The organism is Pseudomonas syringae pv. tomato str. DC3000 (assembly GCF_000007805.1).
Classification (GTDB): Bacteria; Pseudomonadota; Gammaproteobacteria; order Pseudomonadales; family Pseudomonadaceae; genus Aquipseudomonas; species Aquipseudomonas avellanae.
This window is the reverse complement of sequence record NC_004578.1, coordinates 265284-290736: the sequence shown is the minus strand read 5'-3', so window position 1 is coordinate 290736 and position 25453 is coordinate 265284. Positions and strand designations below refer to the sequence as shown.

Annotated in this window: 22 protein-coding genes; 7 read left to right on the top strand and 15 right to left on the bottom strand. The window is 61.3% G+C overall.

Annotation, left to right across the window (positions count from 1 at the left end; genetic code table 11):
- Position 1: 1 nt before the first annotated feature.
- The 3 genes from PSPTO_RS01410 to PSPTO_RS01400 are packed head-to-tail and all read left to right on the top strand — an operon-like array spanning position 2 to position 3676.
- On the top strand, positions 2-1069 hold the full coding sequence (locus PSPTO_RS01410; protein WP_005739846.1) for a microcin C ABC transporter permease YejB: 1068 nt from the start codon (positions 2-4) through the stop codon (positions 1067-1069).
- Positions 1069-2091, top strand: coding sequence for an ABC transporter permease (locus PSPTO_RS01405; RefSeq protein ID WP_011103059.1), 1023 nt, complete (start codon positions 1069-1071; stop codon positions 2089-2091). Before PSPTO_RS01410 ends, PSPTO_RS01405 begins: the two co-directional genes overlap by 1 nt.
- 1 nt (position 2092) lies before the next feature.
- Entirely contained in the window at positions 2093-3676 is a 1584-nt protein-coding gene (locus PSPTO_RS01400; RefSeq protein ID WP_011103058.1) for an ABC transporter ATP-binding protein, read from the top strand.
- Between the two features lie 28 nt (positions 3677-3704).
- Here the strand turns inward: PSPTO_RS01400 and PSPTO_RS01395 are convergent, their stop codons facing one another.
- A complete protein-coding gene (locus PSPTO_RS01395) occupies positions 3705-5201 on the bottom strand; it encodes a methyl-accepting chemotaxis protein (protein WP_011103057.1) in 1497 nt (498 codons plus the stop codon).
- Positions 5202-5634: 433 nt separating this feature from the next.
- Here PSPTO_RS01395 and PSPTO_RS01390 point away from each other — a divergent pair, with 433 nt between their 5' ends.
- On the top strand, positions 5635-6093 hold the full coding sequence (locus PSPTO_RS01390) for an REP-associated tyrosine transposase (RefSeq protein ID WP_007247110.1): 459 nt from the start codon (positions 5635-5637) through the stop codon (positions 6091-6093).
- 28 nt (positions 6094-6121) lie between these two features.
- Here the strand turns inward: PSPTO_RS01390 and PSPTO_RS01385 are convergent, their stop codons facing one another.
- From PSPTO_RS01385 to gabT, 3 genes are all read right to left on the bottom strand, one after another.
- Positions 6122-6610, bottom strand: coding sequence for an Lrp/AsnC family transcriptional regulator (locus PSPTO_RS01385; RefSeq protein WP_002555947.1), 489 nt, complete (start codon positions 6608-6610; stop codon positions 6122-6124).
- A gap of 47 nt (positions 6611-6657) precedes the next feature.
- Positions 6658-7314: a hypothetical protein gene (locus tag PSPTO_RS01380; protein ID WP_011103056.1), complete on the bottom strand. Its 657-nt coding sequence runs from the start codon at positions 7312-7314 to the stop codon at positions 6658-6660.
- 75 nt (positions 7315-7389) lie between these two features.
- Complete coding sequence (gene gabT, locus PSPTO_RS01375) at positions 7390-8694, bottom strand: 4-aminobutyrate--2-oxoglutarate transaminase (protein ID WP_011103055.1); 1305 nt, start codon at positions 8692-8694, stop codon at positions 7390-7392.
- A gap of 284 nt (positions 8695-8978) precedes the next feature.
- Here gabT and PSPTO_RS01370 point away from each other — a divergent pair, with 284 nt between their 5' ends.
- Positions 8979-9908 (top strand): 2-hydroxyacid dehydrogenase, encoded by a 930-nt coding sequence (locus PSPTO_RS01370; protein WP_010207549.1) that lies wholly within the window; start codon positions 8979-8981, stop codon positions 9906-9908.
- 262 nt (positions 9909-10170) lie between these two features.
- Here the strand turns inward: PSPTO_RS01370 and PSPTO_RS01365 are convergent, their stop codons facing one another.
- The 11 genes from PSPTO_RS01365 to PSPTO_RS01315 form a co-directional block, all read right to left on the bottom strand.
- On the bottom strand, positions 10171-11628 hold the full coding sequence (locus PSPTO_RS01365; RefSeq protein WP_011103053.1) for an NAD-dependent succinate-semialdehyde dehydrogenase: 1458 nt from the start codon (positions 11626-11628) through the stop codon (positions 10171-10173).
- Positions 11629-11742: 114 nt separating this feature from the next.
- Entirely contained in the window at positions 11743-12900 is a 1158-nt protein-coding gene (gene argE / locus PSPTO_RS01360; RefSeq protein WP_011103052.1) for an acetylornithine deacetylase, read from the bottom strand.
- Positions 12897-14051 carry an NAD(P)/FAD-dependent oxidoreductase gene (locus PSPTO_RS01355; RefSeq protein WP_011103051.1) on the bottom strand — a complete coding sequence of 385 codons (1155 nt, stop codon included), beginning with the start codon at positions 14049-14051 and terminating at the stop codon, positions 12897-12899. Before PSPTO_RS01355 ends, argE begins: the two co-directional genes overlap by 4 nt.
- Entirely contained in the window at positions 14048-15457 is a 1410-nt protein-coding gene (locus PSPTO_RS01350) for an NAD(P)/FAD-dependent oxidoreductase (RefSeq protein WP_007247117.1), read from the bottom strand. Before PSPTO_RS01350 ends, PSPTO_RS01355 begins: the two co-directional genes overlap by 4 nt.
- On the bottom strand, positions 15436-15747 hold the full coding sequence (locus tag PSPTO_RS01345) for a (2Fe-2S)-binding protein (protein ID WP_003382315.1): 312 nt from the start codon (positions 15745-15747) through the stop codon (positions 15436-15438). The genes PSPTO_RS01350 and PSPTO_RS01345 overlap by 22 nt, the downstream gene beginning before the upstream one ends.
- Positions 15744-17585: an ABC transporter ATP-binding protein gene (locus tag PSPTO_RS01340; RefSeq protein WP_011103050.1), complete on the bottom strand. Its 1842-nt coding sequence runs from the start codon at positions 17583-17585 to the stop codon at positions 15744-15746. Before PSPTO_RS01340 ends, PSPTO_RS01345 begins: the two co-directional genes overlap by 4 nt.
- A 1-nt stretch (position 17586) precedes the next feature.
- Positions 17587-18465, bottom strand: coding sequence for an ABC transporter permease (locus PSPTO_RS01335; RefSeq protein WP_005771077.1), 879 nt, complete (start codon positions 18463-18465; stop codon positions 17587-17589).
- Positions 18462-19418 (bottom strand): ABC transporter permease, encoded by a 957-nt coding sequence (locus PSPTO_RS01330; protein ID WP_005771075.1) that lies wholly within the window; start codon positions 19416-19418, stop codon positions 18462-18464. The genes PSPTO_RS01335 and PSPTO_RS01330 overlap by 4 nt, the downstream gene beginning before the upstream one ends.
- Positions 19419-19449: 31 nt before the next feature.
- Positions 19450-21087 carry an ABC transporter substrate-binding protein gene (locus PSPTO_RS01325; RefSeq protein ID WP_011103049.1) on the bottom strand — a complete coding sequence of 546 codons (1638 nt, stop codon included), beginning with the start codon at positions 21085-21087 and terminating at the stop codon, positions 19450-19452.
- 91 nt (positions 21088-21178) lie between these two features.
- Entirely contained in the window at positions 21179-22453 is a 1275-nt protein-coding gene (locus PSPTO_RS01320) for an NAD(P)/FAD-dependent oxidoreductase (protein WP_011103048.1), read from the bottom strand.
- A gap of 66 nt (positions 22454-22519) precedes the next feature.
- On the bottom strand, positions 22520-23188 hold the full coding sequence (locus PSPTO_RS01315) for a haloacid dehalogenase type II (RefSeq protein ID WP_005771069.1): 669 nt from the start codon (positions 23186-23188) through the stop codon (positions 22520-22522).
- A gap of 533 nt (positions 23189-23721) precedes the next feature.
- Here PSPTO_RS01315 and PSPTO_RS01310 point away from each other — a divergent pair.
- Positions 23722-24579 carry a GNAT family N-acetyltransferase gene (locus tag PSPTO_RS01310; protein WP_011103046.1) on the top strand — a complete coding sequence of 286 codons (858 nt, stop codon included), beginning with the start codon at positions 23722-23724 and terminating at the stop codon, positions 24577-24579.
- Positions 24580-24739: 160 nt separating this feature from the next.
- Positions 24740-25453, top strand: coding sequence for a cupin domain-containing protein (locus PSPTO_RS01300; RefSeq protein ID WP_011103045.1), 714 nt, complete (start codon positions 24740-24742; stop codon positions 25451-25453).

The following is a 25453-nucleotide window of genomic DNA, read 5'->3' as shown; positions in this document are numbered from 1 at the left end:
GATGCTGGCTTACGTGATTCGACGCCTGCTGCTGATCATCCCCACGCTGCTGGCCATTCTGATTGTCAACTTCCTCATCGTGCAGGCCGCCCCCGGCGGGCCGGTCGAGCAGGCCATCGCCCGCATTCAGGGTTTCAGCCCCAACGGGGTCGGTGGCGGCGGTGGTGAAGTGGCCGCAAGCGGCACCGCCAGCCGCAGCACGCGCGGGCTGGACCCGGCGCTGATCGAGCAGATCAAAGAGCATTACGGTTTCGACAAACCCATGCACGAACGACTCTGGCTGATGCTCAAGAACTACGCGCAACTGGACTTCGGCACCAGCTTCTTTCGGGGTGCGCCGGTCACCGAACTGATTGCGCAAAAGCTGCCGGTATCGCTGTCACTCGGGCTATGGGCGACGCTGATCACTTACCTGATTTCCATCCCGCTGGGCATTCGCAAGGCGGTGCGGCATGGCAGCGCGTTCGATGTGTGGAGCAGCACGCTGGTGATCATCGGCTACGCTACGCCCGCGTTTCTGTTCGCCATTCTGCTGATCGTGGTGTTTGCCGGTGGCAGCTACCTGAGTTGGTTTCCGGCGCAGGGTTTGCTCTCGGAAAACTTCGACAGCCTGAGCACCTGGGGCAAGGTGAAGGACTACCTGTGGCACCTGGTGCTGCCGGTCAGTTCGCTGGTGATTGGCGGGTTTGCCACGCTGACCATTCTCACCAAGAACAGCTTTCTCAACGAGATCAGTCGCCAGTACGTGGTCACGGCGCGGGCCAAGGGTCTGACCGAGCATCGCGTGCTGTACGGCCATGTGTTTCGCAACGCCATGCTGCTGGTCATCGCCGGCATTCCGCAGGCATTGATCGAAGTGTTCTTCGCCGGTTCCCTGCTGATCGAAACCATCTTCGGCCTCGACGGTTTGGGGCGCATGAGTTACGAGGCTGCGGTGTCGCGGGATTACCCGATTGTGTTCGGCACGCTGTTTCTATTCACGCTGTTCGGCCTGCTGATCAAACTGATCGGTGACCTGTGCTACACGCTGGTCGACCCGCGTATCGACTTTTCCGCGAGGAGCGCCTGATGTTCGAGTTCTCTCCCCAGACCCAGCGTCGCTTCGCCCTGTTCAAGGCCAACCGGCGTGGCTGGTGGTCGCTGTGGATCTTCATCGGCCTGATGCTGGTGTGCCTGTGCGGCGAGCTGATCGCCAACGACAAACCGTTACTGATCAACTACGACGGGCAGATGTATTACCCGGTGTTGCACACCTACATGGAAACCGATTTCGGCGGCGAGCTGCCGTTTGAGCCGGACTATGCCAGCGACTACGTGCGCAAGCTGATCGCCGCCAAGAATGGCTGGATGCTCTTCGCGCCGATCCCGTTCAGCTACGACACCATCAACTATGACCTGGACGCGCCATCGCCCAGCCCGCCCGACGGCACCAACTGGCTGGGCACTGATGAGCAGGCCCGCGATGTGCTGGCGCGGGTGCTGTTCGGTGCGCGGATTTCCATCCTGTTCGCGCTGCTGCTGACCGTGATCAGCACGGTAATTGGTGTCTGCGCCGGGGCCATTCAGGGCTATTACGGCGGCATGACCGACCTGATCGGCCAGCGGATTCAAGAGATCTGGTCGGGTTTGCCGGTGCTGTACCTGCTGATCATTCTGTCCGGCTTTGTATCACCGAGTTTCTGGTGGTTGCTGGGCATCATGGCGCTGTTTTCCTGGCTGTCGCTGGTGGACGTGGTGCGTGCCGAGTTTCTGCGCGGGCGCAATCTGGAATACGTGAAAGCCGCCCGCGCACTGGGCCTGACCGATGCTGCGCTGATGTGGCGGCACATCCTGCCCAACGCAATGACCAGCACCCTGACCTACCTGCCGTTCATCATCACCGGCGCCATTGCCACGCTCACCGCACTGGATTTTCTCGGCTTCGGCATGCCGGCGGGCAGCGCTTCGCTGGGTGAACTGATCGGTGAAGCCAAGCGCAACCTGCAAGCGCCCTGGCTGGGGCTGACCGCGTTCGTGGCGCTGGCCTTGATCCTTTCGTTGCTGGTGTTCATCGGCGAAGCCTGCCGCGACGCTTTTGATCCTCGGAGCTGACATGCAAGACAACCTGATTGAAATTCGCGACCTGCGGGTCGCCTTCAACGGCCACGAAGTGGTGCATGGCATCAGCCTTGATATCCGCCGTGGCGAATGCCTGGCGCTGGTGGGCGAATCCGGTTCCGGCAAATCAGTGACCGCGCATTCGATTCTGCGCTTGCTGCCCCCGAAAAACGTCAGTACCCAGGGTTCGATTCGCTATGACGGGCTGGATCTGGTCACGGCCAGCGACAAGCAATTGCGCAGTCTGCGCGGCAACCGGGTGGCGATGATTTTTCAGGAGCCCATGAGCTCGCTGAACCCGCTGCACACGGTCGAAAAGCAAATTGGCGAAATCCTCGTCACGCACAAGGGCCTGAAGGGCAAGGCCGCGCTGAGCCGGACGCTGGAGCTGCTGGAGCTGGTCGGCATTCGCGAACCGTTGTTGCGGCTCAAGGCTTATCCGCATCAACTGTCGGGCGGGCAACGCCAGCGGGTCATGATCGCCATGGCGCTGGCCAACGAACCTGACTTGCTGATCGCTGACGAGCCGACCACCGCGCTGGATGTGACGGTGCAGGTGAAGATTCTCGAGTTGCTTAAATCGCTGCAACAGCGGCTGAACATGTCGCTGCTGCTGATCAGCCACGACCTCAATCTGGTCCGGCGCATCGCTCAGCGAGTCTGTGTGATGCGTGAGGGCGAGATCGTCGAGCAGGCTGATTGCCAAGCCCTGTTCGATAACCCGCAGCACCCTTACAGCCGTCTGCTGATCAATGCCGAGCCGGATGGCGAACCGGTGCCGTCCACGCACAGCAATACGCTGCTGTCGGTGCAGGACCTGAAGGTCTGGTTCCCGCTGGGCAAAGCCTGGTTCCAGCGCGAGCAGCAGTACGTGAAGGCGGTGGACGGGGTCAGTTTCGAGCTGCTCAAGGGCAAGACGCTGGGCATTGTCGGCGAGTCCGGTTCGGGCAAATCGACGCTGGGCCAGGCGATTTTGCGGCTGGTGGATTCAGAGGGCAGCATCCGCTTTGGCACCAAGGAACTGAGCTTGCACAGTCAGCACCTGATGCGCCCGTTGCGTCGCCAGCTGCAGGTGGTGTTTCAGGACCCGTTCGGCAGCCTGAGCCCGCGCATGACCGTAGAGCAGATCATCGCCGAGGGCTTGGTGACGCATAAAATCGGCACGCCCAAAGAACGTGAGCAGACGGTGATTCGGGTGTTGCAGGAAGTGGGGCTCGATCCGGCGACGCGGCATCGTTACCCGCATGAGTTTTCCGGTGGCCAGCGCCAGCGCATTTCCATCGCCAGGGCATTGGTGCTTGAACCGGATCTGATCCTGCTGGACGAGCCGACGTCAGCCCTCGACCGCACCGTGCAGAAGCAGATCGTCGCACTGTTGCGCGACCTGCAAATCCGTCATGGCCTGACGTACCTGTTCATCAGCCATGACCTGGCGGTGGTGCATGCGCTGGCCCATGACCTGATCGTGATCAAGGACGGCAAAGTGGTCGAACAAGGCCCGTCCCGCGAGATCTTCGCCGCGCCGCAGCAGGCCTACACACAGGAACTGCTGCGCTCGTCGGGGCTAGTGTTTGCCTGAGCCTGAATTTGAAAGCCGGATGTGAACGCTAATTATGGAAACTCTGGCCCAGCGCTGCCAGGCGTACGGCCAGCGGCGACAGGCTCTGGCTGCTGCTCGCCAGTACGCCGATATTGGCGGCAGTGTGTTCGGCGATGGCCTGCACCGAACGCAGTTGATCGGCGATTTCGCGGCTGGCGGTGGCCTGCTGTTCGGTGGTCGTGGCGATCAGGCCGTTGAGCTGCGTGATGTGCCCGATGCCTTCGCCCACCGAGCGCAGGGATTCAGACGCGCGCTGACTGTTTTCCACACAACGACCGACGCCTTGCAGGCTGTCGCTCATGGCCGTTGCAGCCTGGCGACTGCCCTTTTGCAGGTCTTCGATGATGGTCTGGATCTCTTTGGTGGATGACGCGGTGCGTTGTGCCAGGTTGCGCACCTCGTCGGCTACCACCGCAAAGCCCCGGCCCTGCTCACCCGCGCGGGCGGCTTCAATCGCAGCGTTGAGCGCCAGCAGGTTGGTCTGCTCGGCGATACTGCCGATCACGTCCAGCACCTTGCCGATCTGTTCTGACTGATTGGCAAGTGCCTGCACGGTTTCGTCGGTGGTGCTGATGCGCGCCGCAAGCTGGGTGATTTCGCTCTGCGCCCGGTCGACACTGTCGCGCCCGTGGGCCACCTGATCACTGGCGTCACCGGCACGCTGCACGGCCTGCGCGACGTGGCCGGAAATGTCATTCATGGCATCGCCCATGCGCTGCATTGCGCCGGTCATGCGGGCGATCTCGCTCAACTGGTGCTGCGCACCGGTTTCCAGCGTGCCACTGGCTTTGGCGAGGTCATGGCCCAGTTCGCCAAGCCCGCGCGTGTCGCGCACAACACCGTCGACAAGGCCGGTGATCTGCGCCAGAAACTGCTCGAAACGCTGCGCCAGCGAGACGTGTTTGCCCGATCGCTCGTCGATCCGGCTATCGGGGGAGAACTGGTTGGTGGTGGCCAGCATGCGGTCGAGCATGTCCTGATTCTCGACCGCCTCGGCCTGATTCTGCACGGCCAGGTAGACCAGAATGGTACTCTCGACCACCACGTAAACCGCATGCATAGCCACCATGCTCCAGCCGCCGCCATGTTGCATGACGTACACCGGGAAGCCCGAGTGGTGCAGGGCATGAAAGCCGATGTGGTGGATAGCGATGGTGACGGCGGCGACCAGAATCGGCAGCCAGTCGCGGTAGAAGGTCAGCACGGCGAGAAATACGAAGATGCCGAAGTGTATTTCAATCTGCCCATGTGCCTGATTGATGTGCAGCGCGGCCATGACCATCAGCCCGATACCGACGCAGCAGCGCATCAATCGAGTGCCCCCGATCACGCGATACAGCCCGGTCAGCACCAGCGCGGTGCCACCACCGACCACAACCGCCTGGGTAAACGTATCAAACCAGAACCCCAGGCCCAGCGCGTACACAAACAACAGCCAGATCAGACCCAGCATGATGCGGTCGGCCTTACGGTAATGCTCAAGGAAACGAGGGGCTGCGGGCATCGAACACATCCTTATGAAATCCGTGACGACAGGGAAGCCCGGTCGGAGTCAGGTCTTGACGAGCAAAAGCCCGGCCAACGCACCGCCCAGATAGTAGCCCCGTGCCATAAATTCAGAAATAGATTATTTACCCGGTGTTGAGGCGCGATGATGGAGCGGGCATCCGTTGGTAGCAGGCCGGACCTCTTCGCGGACAAGTCCGCTCCCACCACATCAACCGGTGATCCTGACCCTGTGACCCTGATCCTGATCCTGATCCTGATCCTTATCCTTATCCTGAGATCCTGCACTCCTGTAGGAGTGGACTTGTCCACGAAGACTGATCATCAGACACCGAATGAATCACTGAAATTACATGCTGTAAAGCATTACTCAGTTGATCCACGTGCCACGCACTAAAGTTCACCGATGAAGTGATTTTAGGGGCAAGGGAATGCATGTTTACTCTGCGTCAAAACGTTTGCGTACAGGCCGATATTCCGCAATAGGCCAGATATACATGGTGACTTCAGTGACACGAGGACGCGAACCGGTATTCGCCGATGTTCGTCTCGGGCGCTTGCTGGTTCGAGAGCTGAGACGATGCGAAGAGCAGGAATTGGTCAAGTCGCTTGCCTGGGTCGTAATGCCTGACCACTTTCACTGGCTTTTTGAGCTCAAAAAGAATTCCCTGCCCATGTTGATTCAACAACTTAAAGCACGCAGTTCAATAGCCATCGGAAAAATCAGAGCACATCCCGACACCTTATGGCAGTCCGGGTATCACGACCAGGCTGTGCGCAACGAACAAAACATGGTCGGTCTGGCTCGCTATATCGTCGCAAACCCGCTACGCGCAGGACTGGTCAAGAAGATAGGAGACTATCCATTGTGGGATGCGATCTGGATTTGATCCCCTCGCATCCACACTTTACGCCGTTTCAATGCCGCAACAACTTGCGCAGCGGCACGCCGTCTTTCATGACCGGGGATTTGATGACGATGTAGCTGAAGTACTTGGAGATGCCGATGTTCTTGTCCAGCAGCTCTTCGATCACTTCCTGATAATGCTGAATGCTGCGGGTCATGAAGCGCACCAGGTAGTCGTACCCGCCGCTGATCAGGTGGCACTCCAGCACTTCGTCCACATGGCGGATGTTCGCTTCAAATTTGGCAAAGTCTTCGCGTTTGTGGTCGCTCAGGGAGATTTCGGTGAACACGGTAACCGATTCGGTGATTTTTGCGAGGTTGAGGTGCGCCTTGTAGCTGGAGATGTACCCAGCCGACTCCAGACGTTTGACGCGCTGCAGGCAAGGGCTCGCGGAAAGCCCGACGGCGTCGGCCAGGCTGACGTTGGTCATGCGCCCGTCTTTCTGGAGTTCTACCAGGATATTGATATCAATCCGATCCAGTTTGACCAAGCCTTCCATTACCTACCTCTTGTATTGCCATTCACGGTGCCTACCTTCTAGCAAAATCAGCGCCGTAAAGACAGCTGATGCTGAGCAACGAGGTCGGCCATGCTGCTGATACAGATGTCTGCGGTACATGGCTGGCGGTGCTGTTCGCGGCGGCGACGGATCAGGCACAGCCCGCCCAGACCCGGCGCAGAAGCAGGCGGACGGGACACCAGCAGGGTGTCGCGGGTGTCCAGGTCCATCTCGGCGAGCCAGCGCGTGTCGTCCAGCGGGTGAGTGGCCCGCGACAGCAGGCTGTCAGGCTCAAGCCCCAGGCGCTCGCACAAAATGCCGCGATCCTGCAGGTCGCGGTCGGCGTACACCAGCAGTCGATAGAACTTGCGCAGATAAAGCATGGCGCCCGGCGCGTCCTCGAACAGCGTCCAGTCGGGCACTGAACGTGCGAAGGTCATGCCCTCTTCCCAACTGGTCTTGATGGCGAGGCGCTCGGCCAGCTGGCGGTGCGCAAAGCACAGCAGGCCGCTGAAACCCAGCTCGTCGAAGCGCGCATACAGCGTGCGCACCACGCCATTGAATTCGGTCAGTATCGACTCTTTATCCGGTGTATTCAGGCCGTTTTCCAGTAACGGCTGCAACGCCGCCCAGACACCTGAATCACGGTCCACCAGAACCTCGTCACAATCGATCAACAGTGCGCGGTAATCAATAAGCCCCATGGCAGGCAACGTCTCCATTCAACAATGATCCCCAGCGCTGGTGGTCGCAGCGTCTCGCGACAACCACGCCGACGCTTAGCTGGACTTCAATACTCGTGCCAAGGCGGCATCGAGAATGCTCAGTGCTTCATCGATCTGCTGCTCGGTGGTCACCAGCGGTGCGAGAAAACGCAACACGTTGCGGTACACACCGCACTTGATCACCAGCAGGCCGCCGATGCGCGCCTGATCGATGACTTTCTGGTTGAGATCAGCGTCCGGGCTGCGTGCAGCGTCGTTCTTGGTCAGCTCCATCGCCAGCATGAAACCGGTGCCGCGTACGTCGCCGATGCAGGCGTAGCGGTCCTTGAGCCTGAGCAAACCGGCACGCAGGTGCTCGCCCAACTGTTCGCCACGCGCCAGCAGATTGTCCTGCTCGTAAGTATCGATTACGGCCAGCGCTGCGGCGCAGGACAGCGCATTGCCGCCGTAAGTGCCCCCCAGACCGCCCGGAAGCGGTGCATCCATAATCTCGGCACGCCCGACCACGCCCGACAGCGGCATGCCGCCCGCGAGGCTCTTGGCAACCGTCACCAGGTCCGGCTGGATACCGGCGTGCTCGAAACCGAACCACTTGCCGGTTCGACCAAACCCGGTCTGGATTTCATCGAGAATCAGCACGATGCCGTGTTGTTCAGTCAACGCGCGCAGGGCCTTGAGGAATTCGACCGGAGCAGTCAGAAAGCCGCCGTCACCCTGAATCGGCTCGATCAGGATGGCCGCGACGCGATCCGGCGCGACCTGGGTCGCCAGCAGTTCATGCAGCGCAGCCAGGGCCACTTCGGTGGTCACGCCGCGGTACTCGTTCGGGTACGGGGTGTGGAACACTTCCGGCGCCATCGGGCCGAAATTCTGTTTGTACGGCTGGCTCATACCGGTCAGCGTAGTGCCGAGCAACGTACGGCCGTGGAAGCCACCACGGAACGAGATGATCGCCGGGCGATTGGTGCGCGCGCGGGCTATTTTCACCGCGTTTTCCACCGCTTCGGCGCCGGAGGTGAAGAACACCGCTTTGTGATCAATACCGCTCTGGCCGGCGATCATCAGGCTCAGGCGTTTGGCCAGATCCAGGTAGGGCTGATAGGACGCCACCTGAAAGCAGGCGTGGGTGACTTTGCTCAGTTGTGCCTGAATCGCCTTGACCACGTTCGGGTGGTTGTGGCCGATGTTCAAGACGCCGATGCCGCCGACGAAATCCAGATAGCGCTTGCCGTCGACGTCCCACAGTTCAGAGCCCTGGGCGCGGTCGATAACCAACGGGTGGGCTGTGACGATGCCACGCGGCACAAACTGGTCGCGCTGGCGGAGCAGATGAGGAGTTTCGTCGACTTTGCTGTTCATGGTTTTACCTATCGTGGGCCTGGCAGCCGGCGGGGTGGCTGCGATGTTGTTCAGGTTAAGCGTTCAGCGAAATGATCTACGCCGAACTTGCCCTCTCAGATGTCCAGATCAACTGTTTTTCGCCTCGCAAACGGCAGATTCCTTCATGCCCTGCGAGCACCACGCAATCTGCCGGGCAGCGCTGCTTTTCAGTCACGCCGACGCTCTGCAAAAGGCTGTTTCGACAGATCCTGCTTGCGACTTGCGGCATGATGAGGCTCCACTTTCATACTCAGGAAATGCCCATGCCCGCCCTGCTCTACAAAGCCGACCCCGCACGTGCAGAACGCTGGCGTGTCCTGTTTGCCGAGCACGCGCCGGACATCGAATGGCGCGTATGGCCGGACATCGGTGACCCGGCCGATATCCACTATCTGGGTGCCTGGCTGGCACCTGATGACCTGCAGGACCTGTTGCCCAACCTGAAAGTGCTGTTTGCGCTGTCGGCTGGCGTGGATCAACTGGACCTGAGCCGTATTCCCAAGTCGTTGCCGGTGGTTCGCCTGCTCGACCCCGGCATCAGCCACGGGATGTGCGAGTACGCATCTTTTGCGGTGCTGAGCCTGCACCGGGAAATGCTGCGCTATCGTCAGCAGCAGGTTGAAGGGCTCTGGAAAGCCCAGCCGTTGATACCGGCGAACAAGCGTCGAGTGGGCGTGATGGGGTTGGGCTTGCAGGCGCAGCATATTCTGTCGAGCCTCAAACCGTTCGGTTTCCAGCTGTCAGGCTGGGCGCGCAGTGCGCATCAGGTCGAAGGTGTGACGTGTTATGCGGGCGAGGAGCAGTTGAGCGAGTTTCTTGGGCAGTGCGACATTCTGCTGTGTGTGCTGCCTTTGACTGCGCAAACCGAAGGCATCCTCAACCGCCAGCTTTTCGAGCGCCTGCCCGAAGGTGCCGCCCTGATCAACATGGGCCGTGGTGGGCATCTGGTGGAGGCCGATCTGCTTGAAGCACTGGACAGCGGCCAACTCAGCGCGGCGGTGCTGGATGTGTTGCAGCAAGAGCCAGCACCTGCCGACCATCCATTCTGGCAACACCCGAAAATCCTGCTGACACCGCACGTCGCGGCCATGACCCAACCGGAAAGCGCCTTCCCCGGCCTGCTCGACAACATCCGCCGCTTTGAGCGCGGAGAAGCGATGCAAGGACAGGTTAATCGCGGGCAGGGTTATTGACTGTCAACTGTCGCTATACTCAGCTCCGATGAGCATTGAGAACAGCGTTTCTGCCCGCAGGGCGTAGGAACGGACTTGTCCGCGATGGGCTGCGAAGCGGCACTGAAACCGGTCACATTGGCTGTGTCTGGCACACCGAGGTGGCCGATTTTACTGCCGGTTCCCGGCAGTTCGCGGACAAGTCTGCTCCCACGAAAACCGAGAGATCGTGGGCAAGCGAAGCGTCGCCCGGTCCGCCCCTACACAAGCACCGTTTTGCGCTCTACAACCCACCCACATGAAACGCCTTCACTTCCAGGTATTCATCCAGGCCGTAGCTGGAGCCTTCGCGGCCCAGGCCGGATTGTTTGATGCCGCCGAAGGGGGCGATTTCCATGGAGATGATGCCGGTGTTGAGGCCGACCATGCCGAATTCCAGCGCTTCGCCGAAACGCCATGAGCGACGCAGGTCCTGGGTGAAGTAGTAAGCGGCAAGGCCGTAGGGCGTTGCGTTGGCCAGTGCGAGGGCCTCGGCTTCGTCGGTGAAACGCATCAGCGGGGCAACCGGGCCGAAGGTTTCTTCGTTGGCCAGCAGCATGCCCGCATGGGTATCACCCAATACCGTTGGCTGGACGAACTGGCCGTCACCGTTGGGCAACCCGCCGTACAGCAACTTCGCGCCCTGGCTCAGCGCATCGTCGATGTGCCGGGCAATTTTGCTGACCGCTGCCGGATTAATCAACGGGCCGATGGTCACGCCCTCTTCCAGACCGTTGCCGACCTTGAGTTTGGCGACTTCTTCCACCAGCCGCGCAGCGAAACGGTCGTAAATGCCGCTCTGCACCAGAATCCGGTTGGCGCACACGCACGTTTGCCCGGCGTTGCGGAATTTGCTGAGCATAATGCCGGCCACAGCCTGCTCCAGATCAGCGTCGTCAAACACGATGAACGGCGCGTTGCCCCCCAGTTCCAGGCTCAGGCGCTTGATGTGTTCGGCGCTCTGGCGCATCAGCAGACGGCCGATCGGCGTGGAGCCGGTGAAGGAAATCTTGCGCACCACCGGGTTGCCGGTCAGCTCTTCGCCGATGGCGGTCGGCATGCCGGTGACGACGCTGAACACACCAACAGGAATGCCCGCGCGCTCGGCCAGCACTGCCAGCGCCAGCGCCGACAGCGGCGTGAGGTCCGACGGTTTGACGATGATCGTGCAGCCTGCAGCCAGAGCTGGCGCGCATTTGCGGGTGATCATGGCGTTGGGGAAATTCCACGGGGTGATCGCGGCGCAGACACCGACCGGCTGTTTGAGCGTCATCAAACGACGATCAGCGCTGGGCGTGGGAATGGTTTCACCGTACGAGCGGCGCGCTTCTTCAGCGAACCATTTGACGAAGCTTGCGCCATAGCGGATCTCGCCACGCGACTCGTTCAGCGGCTTGCCCTGCTCAAGGGTCATGATCAGCGCGAGGTCTTCGACGTTGTCGAGCATCGCCTGATGCCAGCGCTCCAGTAGCGCCGCACGCTCGGCGGCAGGACGCGCGCGCCAGGCAGGCCAGGCACGATCAGCGGCCTCGATGGCGCGGCGGGTTTCAGCGCCTTGCAAGGCCGGAACCTGCGCGATCACTTCGCCGGTCGCCGGGTCGCTGATGGCCAGCGTTGCACCATCATCAGCGCTGATCCATTGCCCATCGACGTAGGCGCGGTCCACCAGCAGGCTGGGGTCTTTCAACTGATTCTTGAGCATGGTCGAGTCCTGTTTCGGGATACCTGCCAGTCTAGGCAGGCGTCGCAGTCCAGGATGCTGAAAGCAGGATAACGGCAGCGTCCGATGCTGAAATTCGCGCCCGGACGGCAGCCTCTACTGCTTCAGCGAGCCGAGCAGGCTGTGCAGAAAGCGCTCGCCCGCGTCCATCTGGCTCTCGTCGATAAATTCATCCGGCTTGTGCGCCTGCTCGATGGAACCTGGCCCGCACACCACCACCGGCACGTTGAGCCGTCCGGCGAACAGCCCGCCTTCGGTGCCGTAGGACACCTTGATGTGCTGAGTACCCGGCTCGGCAAATGCGTGCAGCATGCGCACCGCCTCAACGCTTGGATGCGTCTCCAGCGCGGGGTATTCGTTCATCACTTCGATCTCGATAGCGGCAACGCCCGACAAGTGTTTCGCTTCGCGTACCAGCACGTCGGCACGCTCGCGCAGTTGCTCCAGCAGCACCTCGGGATTGTCCCCCGGCAGGTTGCGGTACTCGAATTCCATGGTGCACAGGTTGGGCACAATGTTCAGCGCCTTGCCGCCATCGATACGACCGATGTGCACGGTGCTGTAAGGAATGTCATAACCCTCGTCGCGGCTGCCTTGCTGCTCGATTCGTTTCTGGCTGTTGCGCAGTTCGGCGATGAAATCGCTGGCCAGGTGAATCGCGTTGACCGCCCGGGGGGCCAGCGAAGAATGCGCTTCCTGGCCTCGGCAGAAGGTGCGATACGACGCCTTGCCTTTGTGCCCGACGGCAAACTGCATCAGCGTGGGTTCGCCGACCACGCACAAGAATGGACGCACCGGCGCAAGGTGCAATACGTCCAGCAAACGCCGCACGCCAACGCAGCCGATTTCTTCATCGTGGGACAAGGCCAGTTGCAGCGGACGCAGCAGGGTCATGTCTGCCGCATTGAGCATGGCGTCGATCGCCAGCGCAATAAAGCCCTTCATGTCGCAGGTACCACGGCCATAGATACGGCCGTCGCGCAGGGTTGCCTGAAACGGCGGCATCGTCCATGCCTGACCCGCAGCCGGCACCACGTCGGTGTGGCCGGAAAGCAGCACGCCCGGCACATCACGCGGGCCGGTGCTGGCAAACAGGTTGGCCTTTTTGCCGGTCTCGTCCTTGACGATCAGCGACTCGATGCCTTTGCTGGCCAGCAGCTCGCGGACGTATTCGATCAACGCCATGTTAGGCTCCGACGACACGGTGTCGAAGGCGATCAGGCGCTTGAGGATTTCCAGTGCACGGGGGCTCATGAGGCTTTGCTCGCGTGTTCGGTGACGATTTCAAAACGGCGAATGTCGAACGGGCTGATGGAGGTGCTGGTCGTGCCGGTGCTGATCAGTTCAGCCATCACGTCGCCCACGCCCGGACCAAGCTGGAAGCCGTGCCCGCAGAACGCGAACGCATAAAACAGCCCGTCGACCTTGCCGCTGCGGCCCATCACCGGCAGTGAGTCGGGTGTGTAGCCTTCGATGCCGCTCCACACGCGGATGATATTCAGGTTACCGACACCGGGCAGCAGACGACGCATCTGCTGGACCTGATTGACGATGCTGCGCGGCTCGACGTAGGCGCGACGATTGACCATGTCCGGCTTGCTGCGAAAGCCACCGCCAATGACAATGTTGCCGCGCGCGATCTGCCGGAAATAAATCACTTCATGGGGGATTTTGGTGAACACGCCGATGACGGTCGGCAGCGCGTAAGGCACCGGTTCGGTCACGGCCATCTGCGGGCCATTGGTCTCCAGCGGCACGGGTTCGCCAAACTGCGCAGAGAGCTTCTGCCCCCACGCGCCAGCGGTGATCAACAATTGATCAGCTGTGAAAATACGCCCGTCAGTGGTGGTGACTTCAAATTCGTTACCGACCTTTTCGACATGCGCCACTTCAGTACGCTCTTCGATCCGCGCCCCGGCACGAATCGCTGCACGCGCAAAAGCAGGCGCGGCCAGACGCGGGTTGGCGTGGCCATCGTGCGGCGCGTAGGAACCGCCCTTCACGTCAGACCCGAGAAACGGAAAACGCTCGTGCAGCGCTTTACCGCGATAGATTTTCAGGTCCAGCTCACGCGCTTCTGGCGCAGCGGCATAAGCTTCCAGCTCGGCAATTTCGTCCTCGCGATAGCAGACGCGCATGTGCCCGCTGGGCAGAAATTCCAGGTCCTCGCCGATCAGTTCCGGCAGCCGCTGCCAGAGTGCACGGGAACGGTTGGACAGCTCCAGCTGGCCCAGATGACGACCCTGACGCCGCACGTTGCCAAAATTCACGCCGCTAGCATATTGGCCGACCACGTCACGCTCCAGCAGGGTCACCGACTTGCCGCGCTGGCGCAGAAAAAACGCCGACGCCGAGCCCATGAAGCCGCCACCGACAATCAGCACATCGACTTTCGGTTGTTTCATGACACCACCTCGTCTATCAGCATCGACAACGGTTTGACCGGTGCCTGACCGCGCTGCCGACCCACCTGCTCGACCGGCACACCGGCTTCGGCGGCGATCACCTCGGCCCCGGCCTGCGAGCAATAGCGGCCCTGACAGCGGCCCATGCCGACACGGCTGAACGCCTTGGCGCGGTTGACTTCGCACGCGCCCTTTTCACGCACCACGCCACGCAATTCGCCTGCGCTGATCATCTCGCACCGGCAGACAATCGCCTCATCAGGCAGCGCCGCCGCCTGAGCAGCAGGCCACGGGAAGGCTTCGGCCAGCCCCACGCGGAAGCGGTCCATAACCACCAGGTTCTTGCGCACGGCTTCCCTGTGCGACTTATCCACAGGCCGGCCGAGGTCTTCCAGCAACGCCATCGCCGCCAGCCGACCGGCCTGCTCGGCCGCATCGGCACCGCGAATCTTCGCGCCGTCGCCAGCGGCATACACGCCTTTGACCGAGGTGCGGCCTTCTTCATCGACGGCCAGCACCCATTGCCCGGAGGCGTCATCGAAGCGCAACTGGCACCCGGCCAGATCAGCGAGCTGGGTTTCCGGGCGCAGGTGGTAGCCCAGCGCCAATGCATCGCAATCGACGGTCAGTACGTTGCCGCTGGCAAGCTTTACCCGCACGCCTGTCACGCCGTCCTGCTCGCTGCCCATAATCTCTTCAGGCTGCACGCCCAGATGCACCGGCACGTTGGCGCTGTACAACTGCGCCAGCAGTTTCATGCCGTTGAACAACAAACCTGGGCGCGCCAGCAACTTGGGCATCGCGCCGATGCGCTTGCTGAACGGTGAAGTGTCGAGCACGGCGGCCACCTCGGCACCGGCTTTGACGTACTGGCTGGCAACCAGATACAGCAGCGGCCCGCTGCCCATGAACACCACGCGGCTGCCGATGGAAACCGACTGCGACTTGAGGGCAATCTGCGAGCCGCCAAGGCTGTAGGTGCCCGCCAGTTGCCAGCCTTTGATCGGCATCAGACGGTCGGTGGCACCGGCGCAGAGTATCAGCGCGTCGTATTCGACCACGCTGTGCACGCCCTGGCTGGCGCAGCACAGTTCGCCCTGCGTGAGGTTCCAGGCCAGCGTGTCAGGGCGATAGTCGATCTGTTTGCGCAGGCGGTCGAAGCTCTCGTGCAGGTCGCGCGCCTTGGCCGCTTCAGTGCCGTACAGCGCCGAGTAATCACGCTTGAAGCCTTCGGGCTGGCGGCGATAGATCTGCCCGCCGTCACGCCGGTTTTCGTCGATCAGGATCGGCTTGATGCCCGCCGCCAGCAGGGTTTGCGCACAGCGGGTGCCGGCCGGGCCCGCGCCAATGATGACGACTCTGGGGCTGCCAGGGTTATGAACGTCTAACCGTGAAGAAGTGGCCATTTCGCCTCCGGCTGGGTGGTGACGATGTCGAGTCCATCGCGAACTTCGTTGGAGCAAGCGCGCAGGCGCTCGCCACTGCGGGTCCAGACCCAGCAATCCTGGCAGGCGCCCATCAGGCAAAACCCGGCACGCCGCCCCGAGTCAAACTCGGACTGGCGCAGCGTGGCTTTGCGGGTCAGCAACGCGACCATCAGGGTGTCGCCCTGCAACGCTTCGATGGGCGCACCATCGACCAGCAGGCTGACAACCGGGCGATCGCGCTCGCCCAGTCTTACAAAACGGCCACTCATGCGTAGGCTCCCACGGTCACAGGATTAAGGTTTTCTTGTACGGCTTGCAGTTCGTCGCTGTCGCGATGGCAAAGAATTTCGCTGCCGCCTGCAATGCGACGACGGCCAGGCGCGGTCCTGTTGCACAGGCCTTCGATCCGCGCCGGGCAGCGATTGAGAAAAGTGCACAGCTCCCGGTTGTTGACCGGGGCGCTGATCGGCGGCAGTTTGCCACTGGTCACGCCGCAGCTTTCCAGCCAGCCCTGACGCAGTTCCGGCACCGAGTGCACCAACAGATCGGTATACGGATGGAACGGTACGTGGCTGAAGGTTTCACGGCTGCCCTCTTCGACCTTGTGGCCGCTGTACATCACCACAATGTCGTCGCACAGCGCGCGGACGGTGGAAATGTCATGGCTGATGAACAGGTAGGAAACACCCAGCTTGCGGCGCAGTTCGCCGAGCAGTTCGAGGATGCAGGCACCGACCACGGTATCGAGCGCCGAGGTGACTTCATCGCAAAGAATAAGGTCTGGTTTGGCGGCCAGTGCACGGGCCAGGTTAACGCGTTGCTTCTGCCCGCCCGACAGTTCATTGGGGCGCCGCTCGGCCAGCTCGCGTGGCAGACGCACCAGGTCCATCAACTCGTCGATACGCTCGCGCAACGCCTTGCCCTTGAGACCGAAATACATTTTCAGCGGCCGGGCGAGAATCGCACCGACGCTGTGCATCGGGTTGAGCGCGGTGTCGGCGTTCTGAAACACCATCTGGATGCGCCGGAACTGCTCTTCGGTGCGCCCCGCCAAGGTGCCTGACAGTTCAGCGCCGTCAAACGTCAGGCTGCCGTGGGCCGGATCCAGCAGACCGGCTACCACACGGGCCAGGGTCGATTTGCCCGAGCCCGACTCGCCAATCACGCCGATGGCCTGGCCACGGCGGATGGTCAGGTCGATGTCTTCCAGCACGCGAATCATCGGCATGCCTTGCAGGTTCTTTTTGCCGTAGCCGGCGGTCAGCCCTTTGATGGTCAACAGGGTGCTGTCCTTGACCACCTCGCTGGCCGGTTTCAGCACTTTATCCGGCCGCGCCGCTGCCAGCAGGCTGCGGGTGTACGGGTCTTCCGGGCCTTTGAGCAATGCCGCCGTACTGCTCTGTTCGATGATCCGCCCGCCGTTGAGCACCACGATCTGATCAGCCATCTGCGCCACCACTGCAAGGTCGTGGGAGACATAGACCGCCGTCGCGCCGCGCTCGCGCACTACACGCTTGAAGGCGCGCAGCACGTCGATCTGCGTGGTGACGTCCAGTGCGGTGGTCGGTTCGTCGAGGATCACCAGCAACGGGTCGCTGATCAGCGCCATCGCCGCCATCACCCGTTGCAACTGCCCGCCCGACACCTGGTGCGGATAACGCTGGCCAATGGTTTCCGGGTTGGGCAAGGCCAGATCGCGGAACAGCTCGATGGCTTTGGCCTGCAAGTCTGCACGACTGCCCAGACCGTGAATCAGCGCGCCCTCGATCACTTGATCGATGAGCTTTTTCGCCGGGTTGAACGCCGCGGCGGCACTTTGCGCGACGTACGAAACGCGATTGCCACGCAGGCCCTGCAACTGGCTTTCGGGCAGGCTGAGCATGTCATGCTCGCCGACCCGAACCACGCCGCCTGCCAGTTTGCAGCCGCGCCGGGCATAACCCAGCAGTGCCAGCGCAATAGTCGTCTTGCCCGAGCCGGACTCGCCGATCAACGCCAGCACTTCACCTTTTTCCAGTGCGAAGCTGACGCCTTTGACGATTTCCAGTTCACCGTGATCGCCCTCGGCAACCACGCGCAGGTCTTGTACGCGAATCAACTGGCTCATTTCAATGCCCTCCCGAACGACGACCGCGCCGTGAGGCCAGCCGGTCGATGAACAGGTTGACGCCGATGGTCAGCGTGCCGATCGCCAGCGCCGGAATCACGATGGCTGGCGCGCCCTGGCTGAGCCCGCCGATGTTTTCCCGCACCAGCGAACCGAGGTCGGCATCGGGGGGTTGCACACCGAGCCCGAGAAAACTCATGCCGCTGAGCAGCAACACGATGAAACCAAAACGCAGGCCCAGGTCGGTCAGAACCGGGTTGAGCATGTTCGGCAGAATCTCCCGGCAGGCGATGTACACGCGGCCTTCACCACGGGTACGCGCCACTTGCACGTATTCCAGCGCCTCGATGTTCACCGCCAGGCTGCGCGCGATACGAAACGCCCCCGGCGAGTAGCTCAGCACCGCCGTACAGATCAGCAGCACTTCGGACGAACCGAACGCCGACACCATGATCAGCGCCAGCATCTTGCTCGGGATCGAGATAAAGGCGTCCATCAGGCGGCTGATGATTTCATCCAGCCATTTCGGCGCAACCACCGACAGCAGCGCACACAGGGTGCCGATACCACTGGCCAGTACCGCCGAGATCAACGCCAGGCCCACCGTAAATTTTGCGCCGACCAGCACCCGGCTGAGCATGTCGCGGCCCAGGTAATCGGTGCCGAACGGGTAGACCGCGCTCATGTTTTCAAACATGTTGTCGGACACCACTTCGCCAACCGGGTGCGGCGCAAGCCAAGGGCCGAACAACGCGACCATCAGCCAGAGAAAGCACACCGTTGCGCCCAGCAGGCCCAGCCAGGAAGTCGGGCGGGACGCTTTTTTGCGCAGCACCGGTTCCGGCGCGGCAGGCGTCGATTTCGCAATGAATTGAGTCATTGGGTTCTCAGCCTCGGATTGGAAAGAATTGCACACAGGTCGGCCATCAGCACCAACCCAAGATAAGCGGCGCAGAACAGCATGGTGCAGCCCTGCACCAGCGCCATGTCGCGGTTGGTGACCGCGTCAACCATCAGACTGGCGATGCCGGGATAGTTGAAGATGGTTTCAACGATGACCACACCGCCCAGCAGGTACGAAAGGCTCAGCGCCACGGCGTTGACGATCGGCCCGATGGCATTGGGCAAGGCGTGACGCAATACGATGCGCACCGGGCTGACGCCTTTGAGGCGGGCCATTTCCACATATGGGCTGTCCAGTTGGTCGATGACTGCGGCGCGGGTCATGCGCGCCATCTGCGCCACGATCACGCAGCACAGGGTCATCACCGGCAACGCGTAGGTGCGCATGAACTGCCACGGCGAGGTGACATCAGAGCCGTAGGACAACGCCGACAGCCAGCCCAGGTTGACGGCAAATATCAGCACGGCCAGCGTCGCCACGAGAAATTCGGGAACGGCCACCAGCGACAGCGTGATGAAGTTCAGCGCGCCATCGAGACGACCACCACGACCCATCGCCGCGCCGATACCCAGTGTCAGGGCGACCGGTACCGAGACCAGCGCGGTGGTCGCGGCCAGCATCAGGGTTTTCGGAAAGCGTCCGGCAATCAGCTCGGAAACCGGCATCGCATTGGACACCGATTCGCCGAAGTTGCCACCGAGCAGGTTCGTCAGCCAATGCAGATAACGCACCACACCGGGTTGGTCCAGGCCCAGTTTTATACGCAATGCCGCGACCTGTTCAGGGGTCGCGAATTGCCCAAGAGCCTGTTGTGCCGCGTCACCAGGCAGTACCGCCGTAATGGCGAATACCACGATGGAAACGATCAACAACGTCACGATCGCCGCGCCCAGGCGCTGTACGATCAACCAGAGTGTGTTGCTATTCATCTGCATCCTCCCGCTCGGTTCAGCGTTGCATTTACGCGTCCAGCCAGACCTGCTCGCTGAACATGTAGCCCATGAAGCCGCCCAGCGGGTTGCTGGAATAGCCCTGGATACGCTTGTCCACGCCGTCGATGTTGCTGATGAACACAGGGATGCCGATGCCGCAGTTCTGGCTGACCAGAGTCTGCATGTCGCCATACATTTTGGCGCGCTTGGCGTCGTCGGTTTCGCCACGGGCCAGCAGCAGCAACTGGTCGAACTGATCGTTTTTCCAGCCCGATTCGTTCCACGGTGCGGAGGACTGGAAGAACTGCGAGAAGATCACGTCGGCGTTCGGGCGCGGGTTGATGTTGCCGAAGCTCAGCGGGTGCTTCATCCAGTGGTTGGACCAGTAGCCATCGCTCGGCAGGCGGTTGACGTTGAGGGTCAGGCCGGCCTGTTTGGCGGATTGTTGCAGCAGCACGGCGATGTCCACCGAACCGGTCGCGGCAGGCGATGCCGCCACGGCCATGGTGATCTTTTCCATGCCCGCTTTTTTGAGCAGGAACCTGGCCTTTTCAGGATCGTAGGCGCGTTGTGGCAAGTCGGCGTTGAAGTAACGCGAGCCAGGCGCAATCGGGTGGTCGTTACCCACGCGGGCATAGCCACGGAACACAGCCGATTTGACCTGTTCGCGGTCCAGCAGGTGCTTCATGGCCTCGGTGAATTCCGGGCTCTTGCCGGGCATTTGATCCTGACGAATGATCAGGTCGGTGTAGTTGCCGGACGGCGCATCCACCACGCGGTGCCTGGCGCTGGCAGCAATGCGCGTGGTGGAACGCGGGTTGACCTCGTTGATCATGTGCACGTCGCCGGAGAGCAGCGCGTTGACCCGCGATGGCTCATCGGAAATGGCGATGAATTCGATTTCGTCCAGGTATGGCAGGCCCGGCTTCCAGTAGTTGGGGTTACGCGCACTGACCGAACGCACGTCAGGGTTGAATTCCTTGACGGTGAACGGGCCGGTGCCGATGCCTTTGCTGAAGTCGGTGGTGCCTTCGGGCACGATCAGCAGGTGCGAAACCGCGAGGATCGACGGCAACTCGGCGTTCGGCGAGCTGAGGGTGATCTGCACTTCCATCGGGCCGGTGGCCTTGATCTCGGAGAACTGCGCCATCAGCGGCAGGACTTTCGAGCCGGTGGCCGGGTCTTTGTGGCGCGACAGGGAGAACACCACATCGCCTGCGGTCAACGCTTTGCCGTTGTGGAAGGTCACGCCCTGGCGCAGGGTCACGGTCCAGACGGTAGCGTTGTCGCTCTCGATTTTCTCGGCCAGTTCCATGTGCGGAACCAGGTGGCTGTCGAAACGGGTCAGGCCGTTGTAGAACATGAAATGGCGAACGTAGTCGGTGGACAGTGCGCCTTTGGCCGGGTCCAGTGTGTCGGCGGTGGAACTGGACATGCCCGCCACACGGATACGACCGCCTGGCTTGCCTTTGACAGGCGTATCGGCGTCATCGGCAAAGACCTTGCCCGCCGCACCGAACAGGCTGGTGGAGCCGGCGGCAACCACACCTGCGACACCCAGCATACGCAGTGCATCGCGACGTGACAGACCACGATTGAGACCCTCGAAAACACGCAGGCTGTCTTGGCCTGTGATCAACTGGGAGTCGGTTTTATTGTCAGCCATATCAGTTCTACCTGTCGAAAAGGGGAAATTCCGAGTTGCTCACGGTTGGCCGGAGCGTCCTTCATACACACACGACGACGGTGAAAAAAACTCAGTGGCGGCTGTCCTGATAGCGGTAGTAAGCGCCTACCAGGGGCAGAAACCAGGGCTTGCCGAAGTGGCCGGGAATCGCTGGCCAGTTCAGGTCTTTCCAGGGGTTGGCCTGCGCCTTGCCTTCCATGACCTCGGCCATCACCTGCCCCATGTGCACCGACATCTGCACGCCATGCCCGCTGTAGCCCATGGAATAGAAAACACCGTTGTGCTCGCCTGCACGCGGCAAACGGTCGGACGTCATGTCCACCAGACCGCCCCAGCAGTAGTCGACCTTGACGTGGGCCAGTTGCGGAAACATCTGTACCATCGCCGCTTGCAGCACCTTGCCGCTCTTGGCATCGGAGCTGCTGTTGGACATGGCAAAGCGCGCCCGGCCGCCGAACAGCAGGCGGTTGTCCGGGGTGAGGCGGAAGTAGTTGCCGATAAGACGGCTGGTCACGTAAGCGCGCTGATGAGGGAACAGCTGGTTGATCAGCGCCTGCGGCAACACTTCGGTGACGATCACGAAACTGCCGACCGGCACGATGCGTCGGCGATACCAGCCCAACCCGCCATGCTGGCAGGCGCCGGTCGCCAGCAACACCTGCCCGGCCTGAATAGACCCCTTGGAGGTGTTGACCACAAAACCTCCACGGTTGGCTTTCCAGTCCTTGACCGTAGCGTCCTGGTACACACGTGCGCCATGACGCACGGCGGCATCGGCCAGGCCCAGGCCAAAGCGGCCCACGTGCATCTGCACGCCGTTGCGCTGCAGCAGGCCGCCGTGAAATTCGTTTGAATCGATTTCGCTGCGCACGTCCTGAGCCGACAGCAGTTCGACATCGGCATCGACCTCACGACGAATCAGCTCGCAGGTGCGCGCCAGTCCTTCGTAATGCCCCGGTTTGGCGGCCAGTTTGAGCTTGCCGTTGCGCTTGATGTCGCAGGCAATGCTTTCCTGCTCGACCACTGTGACAACGCTCTGAACGGCACTTTCATACGCCTTGTAATACTCGCGGGCCTGATCAGCACCCAGGGTCGCGCTCAATGACGCGTAATCCTGAGCCACGCCGGTGTTGCACTGCCCACCGTTGCGGCCAGAGGCTTCGCCGATCACCCGGCCCGCCTCCAGAACCACCACGCTGGCACCTTTCAAGGCCAATGCACGCGCCGCCGCAAGGCCGGTAAAGCCGCCACCGACCACCACAACGTCAGCTTGCCCCTCCACTGCGCCATCCTGCGCGCCGGTGAAATCCGGAGCTGTGTCGAGCCAGTAAGACTCACTGCGCATTCTGTTCCCCTTGTCACTCATTGAAGAGCACCTTGAAAAATGCCGGTGTTGCTCGGGTTTGCCGGTTTAAAGACCGACCAGCCCGGCCAGCCCGCCGATGTCCGGGATCTGGTGGTACTCGTAGAAGCTATTGGCTGGCTGTTCATGACCACGCGCCACGAAAGCCTTGTTCTTGATTTTCATGTCGTGTGCGGAGAACAGGTCGTAACGGAAGCTTGAAGACACATGCAAGATGTCTTCCGGGCCGCAACCGAGGTTGTCGAGCATGAACTCGAAGGCCGCCAGACGTGGTTTGTAGACCTTGGCCTGATCAGCGGTGAACACCTTGTGGAATGGCGCGCCGAGCTTTTCGACGTTGGACATGATCTGGCTGTCGCTGGCGTTGGAGAAAATCACCAGCGGGATCTTGTCGGCAATTTTCGACAGACCGGCCGGCACGTCGGCGTGCGGACCCCAAGTCGGCACAGCGTCGTAATACAGCTGGCCTTCCTCGCGGTATTCAACATTCCAGCGCTTGCAGGTGCGAGCCAGTGCCACTTTCAGGATTTCGTCGTATGGCATCCAGTCACCCATGACCTGATCCAGACGATACGCCGAGAAGTCCCTGACAAACTGATCCATCTGTTCAGCCGGAACGCGGTCGGCGAAGATCTCGCGCGTCATGGTGCCCATGTGGAAGTTGGTCAACGTGCCGTAGCAGTCGAACGTAATGAATTTTGGTCGAAGAAAGCTCATTGTGTGCGGTCCTGAAAGTTCGTTGAGGTCATGGCATGACGAGCAATCCGGCCTCGTTTCAAGGGCGGTGATGCACGCTGCAGCACACCCTCATTACAACACCGTGAAATCAGCATATGGCGTTAAAAGTGATGGCTGCTTGATAGAAACCACCGTTTTGAGGTGCGCGCTCAGCAGACTTTGCGGGGCGCTCCAGCCTTGGGCAAACCCCGGTTTTCGGCGCTTTTTTGACCCTTTTCAGGGCGCTCAGGCTCAAACACGGGGCTTTGCACCGCAGAAACTGCGCCGCGCTACCGATTGCGGAGCGGGCAAATCCGGCCACGCTATAAAGAGCTTGATCCGGATAAAAAACCACAAGCATTTGCTGCCGAGCCCTCGGCCGATTTAAGCAGTAACTGTGGTCTGGCGAACGGCGGTTTGTGGAATCTGCCGAATGCGTTCCGCCCTCTTGTCACCTCTCGCCACAGGTGGGATACAACACACCTGCCGCACCTTTTTATTTGCCTGTGCATCCTTATGGACGGAGACACGTCATGCTCGCTCAGCAACGCCTCGACTTTGAATTTCGCCCCATGACCGCCGCCGATGTCGGCAACGCGCATGAACTGTCCATCGCCCTGAAGTGGCCACATCGACTTGAAGACTGGGCCATGCTGCAACGCGTCGCACAGGGTTTTGTCGCGGTGCGCAACGGCCGTTTGATCGGTAGCGCCTTTGCCTGTCATCAGGGCGAGTTTTCCACCATCGGCCTGGTGATCGTCAGCGACGACTATCAAGGCAAAGGCATTGGTCGCAAGTTGATGGAGTTGGCCGTCGGCAGCATTCCGCCACGCACCGCCATCCTCAACGCCACGCTGGCGGGCGCCCCGCTGTACGAGAAAATGGGCTTTGTCAGCTTCGGCGAGATTCAGCAGCGCCAAGGGCAGGCGCAACTGCCGGATGCGACATTATTAACAGCAGAAGAAAGCTGCCGCGTGCTGAGCGAAGCCGACCACGATCGCGTGCTGGAACTGGGCAATGCCGGTTCAGGCCTGGACCGCTCGGTCACACTGGGCGATCTACTGAACAACCTCGAACACGCAGTCGGCATCGACCGTGACGGCCAGCTACAGGCCTTCGCCCTGCTGCGCCCGTTCGGCCGCGGCCTGTGCATCGGCCCGGTGGTTGCCCAGACGGTCGAGCAAGCACGGCACATGATCGAACACCTGCTGGCCAGAGTGCCCTACGCCTTCGTGCGCATCGACATACCCACCCACTGCGGCCTGGCGGACTGGCTAGAAGCAGCCGGCCTGAAACGCGTGGACAGCGTGACCTGCATGAGCATGGGCGCAGTTCCGCAAGCCCGCGAAGGTGTGAGCCAGTTTGCGTTGATAACCCAGGCGATCGGTTGAGTGCCCGGAAGAACATCATCGTGCCAATGCTCCGCGTTGGCATGCAGTTCTGGACGCTCTGCGTCCAGTCTTGAGCATGTGACGCAGAGCGTCACGAAAGGCATTACCACGCGGAGCGTGGGAACGATCAGCCACTCTTCAACTTCAGGAGCCCAACCCAATGCCCCAACCCACAGTCCTGCTATTAGCCCGCGCTGACCTCAGCCCGGTAGGTACCGAATTCACCACCGGCCCCATTGATGCGCATGACCCGTTCGATAGCGGCCGCCGCACAGCGTTTGTCGATGAACAGGGTATTGCGGCTGGCATCGTTGAATTTGGAACGGCGCTCTCGGTTGAGGCCTACCCTTACACCGAAATGCTGGTGATGCATCGCGGCAGCGTCACGCTGACCTCAGGCACCGACAGCGTCACCCTCAGCACCGGTGAAAGCGCAGTGATCGGTCGCGGCACGCAGGTACGCATTGACGCGCAACCGGAAAGCCTCTGGGCGTTCTGCGCGTCCACTCAGGCCAGCGGGCCAGACAAATCCGGCATCACCGCCCTCGACCGCCTCGCCCTGCTCACGCCGTCCTCGCCGCCCGACCCGAGCATCATGATCAGCCCGCTGCCGCAGTGCCGCAGCAACAACCTGTTCGAAGACACCGCCAGCACCCTGCGTATCGGCGTCTGGGACTCCACGCCCTACGAGCGCATCTCACGCCCGCACAAAATCCACGAGTTGATGAACCTGATCGAAGGCCGCGTAGTGCTGAGCCTGGAAAACGGCTCAAGCCTGACCGTGAACACAGGCGACACGGTATTCGTTGCACAGGGCGCACCTTGCAAATGGACCAGTACGGGGTATGTGCGCAAGTTTTATGCGGTGACGTGA